The sequence below is a fragment of the Paenibacillus sp. VTT E-133280 genome, from assembly GCF_002264385.1.
GTDB lineage: Bacteria > Bacillota > Bacilli > Paenibacillales > Paenibacillaceae > Paenibacillus_AQ > Paenibacillus_AQ nitricinens.
In genome coordinates, this window is sequence record NZ_NFUX01000004.1 from 169,744 (window position 1) to 175,917 (window position 6,174).

Annotated in this window: 6 protein-coding genes and 1 pseudogene; 4 read left to right on the forward strand and 3 right to left on the reverse strand. The window is 42.1% G+C overall.

Features of this window, described 5'->3' with window-relative positions; translation table 11 throughout:
- Positions 1-58: 58 nt before the first annotated feature.
- The 3 genes from CA600_RS03370 (at position 59) to glnA (ending at position 3,168) form a co-directional block, all read left to right on the forward strand.
- Positions 59-1,312 (forward strand): methionine gamma-lyase family protein, encoded by a 1,254-nt coding sequence (locus CA600_RS03370; RefSeq protein WP_094868915.1) that lies wholly within the window; start codon positions 59-61, stop codon positions 1,310-1,312.
- A gap of 83 nt (positions 1,313-1,395) precedes the next feature.
- Complete coding sequence (locus tag CA600_RS03375) at positions 1,396-1,806, forward strand: MerR family transcriptional regulator (RefSeq protein WP_042128355.1); 411 nt, start codon at positions 1,396-1,398, stop codon at positions 1,804-1,806.
- A gap of 33 nt (positions 1,807-1,839) precedes the next feature.
- Positions 1,840-3,168, forward strand: coding sequence for a type I glutamate--ammonia ligase (glnA, locus tag CA600_RS03380; protein ID WP_042128352.1), 1,329 nt, complete (start codon positions 1,840-1,842; stop codon positions 3,166-3,168).
- Between the two features lie 452 nt (positions 3,169-3,620).
- Here glnA and CA600_RS03385 read toward each other — a convergent pair whose 3' ends face one another.
- Both CA600_RS03385 and CA600_RS30790 read right to left on the reverse strand, forming a co-directional pair.
- Positions 3,621-3,881, reverse strand: coding sequence for a DUF2642 domain-containing protein (locus CA600_RS03385; protein ID WP_094868916.1), 261 nt, complete (start codon positions 3,879-3,881; stop codon positions 3,621-3,623).
- 811 nt (positions 3,882-4,692) lie between these two features.
- Positions 4,693-4,860 (reverse strand): DUF4083 family protein, encoded by a 168-nt coding sequence (locus tag CA600_RS30790; protein WP_256989703.1) that lies wholly within the window; start codon positions 4,858-4,860, stop codon positions 4,693-4,695.
- A 335-nt stretch (positions 4,861-5,195) separates the two neighbouring features.
- Here CA600_RS30790 and CA600_RS03390 point away from each other — a divergent pair, with 335 nt between their 5' ends.
- Entirely contained in the window at positions 5,196-5,411 is a 216-nt protein-coding gene (locus CA600_RS03390) for a hypothetical protein (protein WP_094868917.1), read from the forward strand.
- Positions 5,412-5,859: 448 nt separating this feature from the next.
- On the opposite strand, the pseudogene CA600_RS03395 reads toward CA600_RS03390, so the two are convergent.
- Positions 5,860-6,174, reverse strand: a pseudogene (locus tag CA600_RS03395) (transposase); the annotation flags it as partial.

A 6,174-nucleotide genomic window follows, 5' to 3' on the forward strand; every position in this document is an offset into this window, starting at 1 on the left:
TTACTGCCGCTTTCTGTCATTATGATGGCAAGTAAATGTAAGGAGCGAATAAGAACGAATGGTAGTTTTTGCAGAGGATATTTTGAGCGCGGCAGAGGCCGCAGAAGTTGAAATAGAAGGCGCTGTCAAAGCCCTTGATCGTATTGTAGATAAGAATCAGTGGAAGGTTATAGAAGCATTCCAGCGTCATCAAGTCAGTGATTTTCACTTTGCCGGTTCAACGGGGTATGCGTATAATGACCGTGGCCGTGAAGTGCTGGATCTTGTCTATGCTGACGTTTTTGGTGCGGAATCTGCTCTGGTGCGCCCGCATTTCGCTTCAGGAACACATACCATATCAACAGCCCTGTTTGGAGTACTGCGTCCAGGAGATGAGCTGCTATACATCACAGGACGTCCGTACGATACCTTACATAAGGTGATTGGTCACCTAGGGGATGGGACAGGTTCTCTCGCAGATTTCGGAATTACTTATCGAGAGGTCGCTCTTACAGCAGATGGTAAGATCGATTGGGATGAGGTAGCTCTCGCTATTAACGAAAATACTAAAGTGATTGGTATCCAAAGATCTCGAGGATATGATTGGCGTGCTTCTTTCACGGTAGCTGAAATTGGTGAAATGACTTCGAAGGTAAAGGTATTAAAACCGGAAGTGATTGTCTTCGTAGACAATTGTTATGGTGAGTTTACTGAGGAGCTTGAGCCACCTCAAGTTGGTGCAGATCTAGTGGCTGGCTCCTTAATTAAGAATCCAGGTGGAGGCATTGCTGAGACGGGCGGTTATATCTGTGGCCGACAGGATCTCGTGGAACTGGCAGCTTATCGATTAACTGCTCCTGGCATAGGTGGTGAAGTAGGGGCTATGTTAGGAACAATTCGAGGGCTTTATCAAGGGTTGTTTATGGCTCCGCACACTGTCGGACAAGCTTTAAAAGGGAGTGTTTTTGCTGCATCCGTATTTCAGCGTTGCGGTTTTGAGACAAAGCCAGCGTGGAATGAGCCTCGTACAGATTTGATTCAGGCGGTTTCCTTTGATGGACCAGAACACTTAATTGCCTTTGTTCAGGGCATACAACGCGCTGCGGCTGTGGACAGCCATGTGGTACCAGAGCCATGGGATATGCCAGGTTATGAACATCCTGTTATTATGGCTGCAGGTACGTTTATACAAGGTGGAAGCTTGGAGTTATCTGCAGATGCGCCTATACGAGCTCCTTATATTGGCTATATGCAAGGTGGATTAACCTATTCACATGTTAAATATGGCGTTTTGATGGCACTTCAAACTATGCGTGAAAGAAAATTGCTGTAAGAATATCTCACATACCATTGACACGCTGTATTAGGAAATGTACAATGAGATCAGAAAAAGATCATTGGAAGGTTGGATGAGTCATGGGTGATGAAATCCGCAGAAATATGGCACTATTTCCTATTGGAATTGTAATGAAGCTGACAGATTTGTCCGCGAGACAAATTCGTTATTATGAGCAGCACAGTCTGATCGTACCAGCACGTACGTCGGGGAATCAGCGTTTGTTCTCATTTAATGATGTTGAGCGCCTATTAGAAATTAAAGCTCTGATTGAGAAGGGTGTTAATATTGCTGGCATTAAGCAAGTAATGAATCCTGTCTCTAAGGAATCCGAGGAAGCTACTGTTATTACCCCTGATACAGAGGTTAGACGTAGAGAGTTATCCGATTCCCAGCTTCACCGAATGCTGAAGCAAGAACTAGTTTCCGGTAAAAGACCGGGACAAGTGTCTCTAATTCAAGGTGAGTTATCCCGGTTTTTTAATAAATAATAATATATAGAAGTTCGAAAGGGAGAGGATCACATGAGCTTTTCTAAAGAGGATATTTTACGCATTGCCAAGGAAGAGAATGTTCGTTTTATTCGTCTGCAATTTACGGATCTATTAGGTACTATCAAGAATGTTGAGATTCCAGTTAGCCAATTGGAAAAAGCACTTGATAACAAAATGATGTTTGATGGTTCTTCCATCGAAGGTTACGTACGGATTGAAGAATCTGATATGTATCTCTTCCCTGACCTAGATACATGGGTAATCTTCCCTTGGGTGACAGATAGTCGTGTAGCTCGTCTGATTTGTGACGTCTACATGCCAGATGGTACACCTTTTGCCGGAGACCCGCGTGGTATCCTCAAACGTTGTCTGAAGGAAGCGGAAGAAATGGGTTTCACAGCTATGAATGTTGGACCAGAACCTGAATTCTTCCTATTCAAGACAGACGAAAGAGGCAATCCTACAACGGAATTGAATGACCAAGGTGGTTATTTCGATTTAGCGCCAACAGATTTAGGGGAAAATTGTCGTCGTGAAATCGTCTTGACCCTTGAAGAAATGGGCTTTGAAATCGAAGCTTCCCACCATGAAGTAGCTTCCGGCCAGCATGAGATTGACTTTAAATATGCTGACGCGATTACTGCTGCTGACCAAATTCAAACCTTCAAGCTCGTCGTGAAGACGGTAGCCCGTCAACACGGCCTGCATGCAACTTTTATGCCTAAACCATTGTTCGGTATCAACGGATCGGGTATGCACGCTCACCAATCCTTGTTTAAAGGCAAAGAAAACATGTTCTACGACGAAAGCGACAAGCTGGGTCTGAGCAAAACTGCACGTTACTACATGGCTGGTATTTTGAAGCACGCTCGTGCTTTTGCAGCAATTACTAACCCAACAGTGAACTCATACAAACGCCTTGTTCCTGGTTATGAAGCACCTTGCTACGTAGCATGGTCTGCAAGTAACCGTAGCCCAATGATTCGTATCCCGGCTTCTAGAGGTCTTAGCACACGTGTTGAAGTTCGTAACCCGGACCCAGCAGCTAACCCATACCTTGCACTTGCTGTTATGTTGAAAGCAGGTCTAGACGGAATTAAACGTAAGCTTGATCTTCCAGCTCCGATTGACCGTAACATCTATGTGATGTCTGAAGAAGAGCGTATCGAAGAAGGCATTCCAAGCTTGCCATCCGATTTGAAAGAAGCACTTAGCGAAATGATCCGCAGTCATGTGATTACCGAAGCTCTCGGCGAACATGCTTTGGCTCACTTCTACGAGCTAAAAGAAATCGAATGGGATATCTATCGCACACAAGTTCACGAGTGGGAAAGAGCGCAATACATGACTCTTTACTAGGACTTTTAAACCCTTGACGCCTTTGGCGTTGAGGGTTTTTTTGTGTGGGCAATTTAGCATTTTTTCATTGCATTTATTAAGTGCCCACAAAATGCCACGAGCAGAGTTTTCGCCAAACATAGTAAAAGAATTGATAAAAGAAACGCATGGTATCTGCCAGCAATGCTTATCAGAGCCGGGAACAACAGCCCATCACGTTTGGCCTCGTGGTTGAAAATACTGCAATATAGGATTGATGTGTTTCGGGAACGGCATGGTGAATACTTATGGTTTGATGCTCTTAATGGCTATGCTGCATAGGGATCTTTTCAAGCAAATGGCCGATCTGAAGATTAGAAAATTCATATAACAACGTTATAAAGGTGGAATGGATCGGGAAGAAAGAACAGATAACTGCAAGGCAACAAGACATGCAAAAAAGAGCTGTTTTCACAGCTCCTCATAATCGTAAATTACTCAGGCATGATCCAAACAATCTCACATATCCGGACAAAGAACTTTCTGCCTCTAGCATCTAACACAACATGGTCTGGTTTGACATCAACTACGCATCCGCTGATTCCACCACGAGTAGTTTCTAACACGACTTGTTTTCCAATAACGGATTTTAAGGTTTCTACAACATACGGATCAACAGGGTATACCACGATGGATTGTGGCATTTGGTGCATTTGATGCATTGAGTTCATTTGATTCATTGGATAGTTCAACATATTACCTCCCAATTGGTTATACGTCATCCTATGCTGATGCCTAGCCAATGTACTGGGCAGTAACCCATTTTCAAAATAAGCCTAAGCCATTAATTGGGTATAGCCCATAAGGAGAGATACACGATGCACTCTGAATGTAAGTATTGCGATAACTCTATGCCACCGACAGATTGCGGCGGGGACTTGGTATGCAGCAGATGCGGCGCTGAATGAGCGGACGCTCGAATTATCACCACATGTAAATTCCTGAATTATACCATAGGGAGGCATAAGCATTATGAGCCAAGAAAAACGCAAGCCATGCACTAAATGTGGATTTGAATACGGCTTTATAACAGATTTTCAGGAAGACGGTACAGAGTATGAATTCTGCCATAACTGCGGCACTCTTGTTTAGGAAGGTGAAGGAGCGTGACACCAGAACGGATTGAAAAGATCAAGAAGGTATTCGGTTAAGTCGGATTTCTTACTGGCCCTATGGCTGTTGAGTTACTGGCTGCTCTAGAAGAGTCACAACAAAACGCCGAAGTTGAGCAAAAGTTAAATAAGGAAGGGACTGATACCAATAGATAAAGTATATATCCCGAATCATTTGGTTGTAGAAATGCTTAGACTGTCACTGGACGCTGAAATAGTAGATGTAGACCTTGAGGGGGCAGATGTGGTCTTTACTTGAGCCGAGGTTGTAGAAGGAGTTAAGGAGTCATGACACAGTTAAAGGTACACCATGAGGCGGCATATATGACACTACAGGCATACCAAGTAGAAAAGCAGTAGACGCATACTGCGACATAAAAAAAGATAAAAGTGATTATACACCCTTATCTTTTTCAAGCAATTCTATTATTCTATCAAGTTTTTTCTCTATGCTAGCAGTTTTATCTGTAACTTTGTCTTTGGTTCCATAACTACCTTTTAATAGTAAAACCAAGGGAATTGCCCAAACAAATGCCAACGGTATTAAAAAATAATATTGCAAGATAACACCTCATTAATAAGTTTTTATTTTATTATAACAAATTTCAAAAAAAAGGTTCTAATTAAAGTATTTACTGCCCAGTACGAAGATACACCACAATACCAATCTATTAAGGGGTGAGAGGATACATGAGCAAACTTAAAAGTGTTTCGAAATTGATAAATATTTCATAAATGGACGGATGGAAGTCGATGGCGTTCCATGGAAGATAGAGAAAATCAGAGGATTTAGGGTTGAATATTTGCCACAGGCCCCCGAATCGACCGAACAAGCTCAAGCCGTAAAAGAGGGTTAGAGAGTTAACCCTCTCTATCTACACAAGGAGGATATAAGAGATGAATGAGTTAGGAAAAACTCAAAAAACACCCATGACCTATGAACAGTTGAGGCAGTCTCCTGACGAATGTAGAATGCTTGCAATGAACAATTACGGAGTGGCAATAGCAGCAGAGGGAGGGGAACAACGACTGAAAGAGGCAATCGAGAAAAGGTTCGAAAAATTCCAGCATAGCAGTGTAGCAATGATGATTATGATCCTTACAGACGCTTGACATCCTTTACCCAGATACCCCAGCACCCAAGGAGGGCGAATAGATCGTGAATGCCCTTGAATCAATAAATCATATGCGGAAATATAACCAAAGTACAAACTGTGGAAACGACAAAATTATACCATATTTTGCAAACCGAATAATTTTAGTGATCAACCATTAAAGATAAACCATAGTAATCCATAAGCTATTCCGAAGTAAGTAACCACACCCAGTAAAGAGATGGACAGAAGAATAATTATAACTTTCTTGCCGTTCATAAAATTCACCTCGTAATTCGAATAAAACCAATCTTCAGTGTAGGGGAGAGGCCGAGAAAGAAGGATTGGGCACAGCCCTCATCATCCAACTTGATTATAAATTAATAAATACTTACCATCAATTGATTTAATAACTGGAGGTCATACCAAATGAGCGATTTTTTTGAATTAGCATGTCGAGAAGTTCACAAACGAAGTTTGCGAAACTTCGTAAGCGAACTAGGATTGATGACTTCATCTTCCGGCGTTATATCTAAAAAGTATTTCAAGGACATGTCATACTTGGAACGTTCTACGACATCCACATCGGATAGATCAAAGATCGACCTGAGCAATAAATATTTAAACATACGAATCGGAGGCGCGGCATTACGACCATTATCAAGGCAATAGTTATTCTGTAATTCTTCATGGATGAAAGAAAAATCCACAAGGTCCATATTATCTTTAAGTACGACAATATCGTAAATGGGCATAAATGGACTGAGGTTAAGGGATTGTTG

Bases quoted from the DNA above. Each gene is read 5' to 3' on its own strand.
- CA600_RS03370 (WP_094868915.1), top strand. From the start codon at position 59: ATGGTAGTTTTTGCAGAGGATATTTTGAGCGCGGCAGAGGCCGCAGAA.
- CA600_RS03375 (WP_042128355.1), top strand. From the start codon at position 1,396: ATGGGTGATGAAATCCGCAGAAATATGGCACTATTTCCTATTGGAATT.
- glnA (WP_042128352.1), top strand. From the start codon at position 1,840: ATGAGCTTTTCTAAAGAGGATATTTTACGCATTGCCAAGGAAGAGAAT.
- CA600_RS03385 (WP_094868916.1), bottom strand. From the start codon at position 3,881: ATGTTGAACTATCCAATGAATCAAATGAACTCAATGCATCAAATGCAC.
- CA600_RS03390 (WP_094868917.1), top strand. From the start codon at position 5,196: ATGAATGAGTTAGGAAAAACTCAAAAAACACCCATGACCTATGAACAG.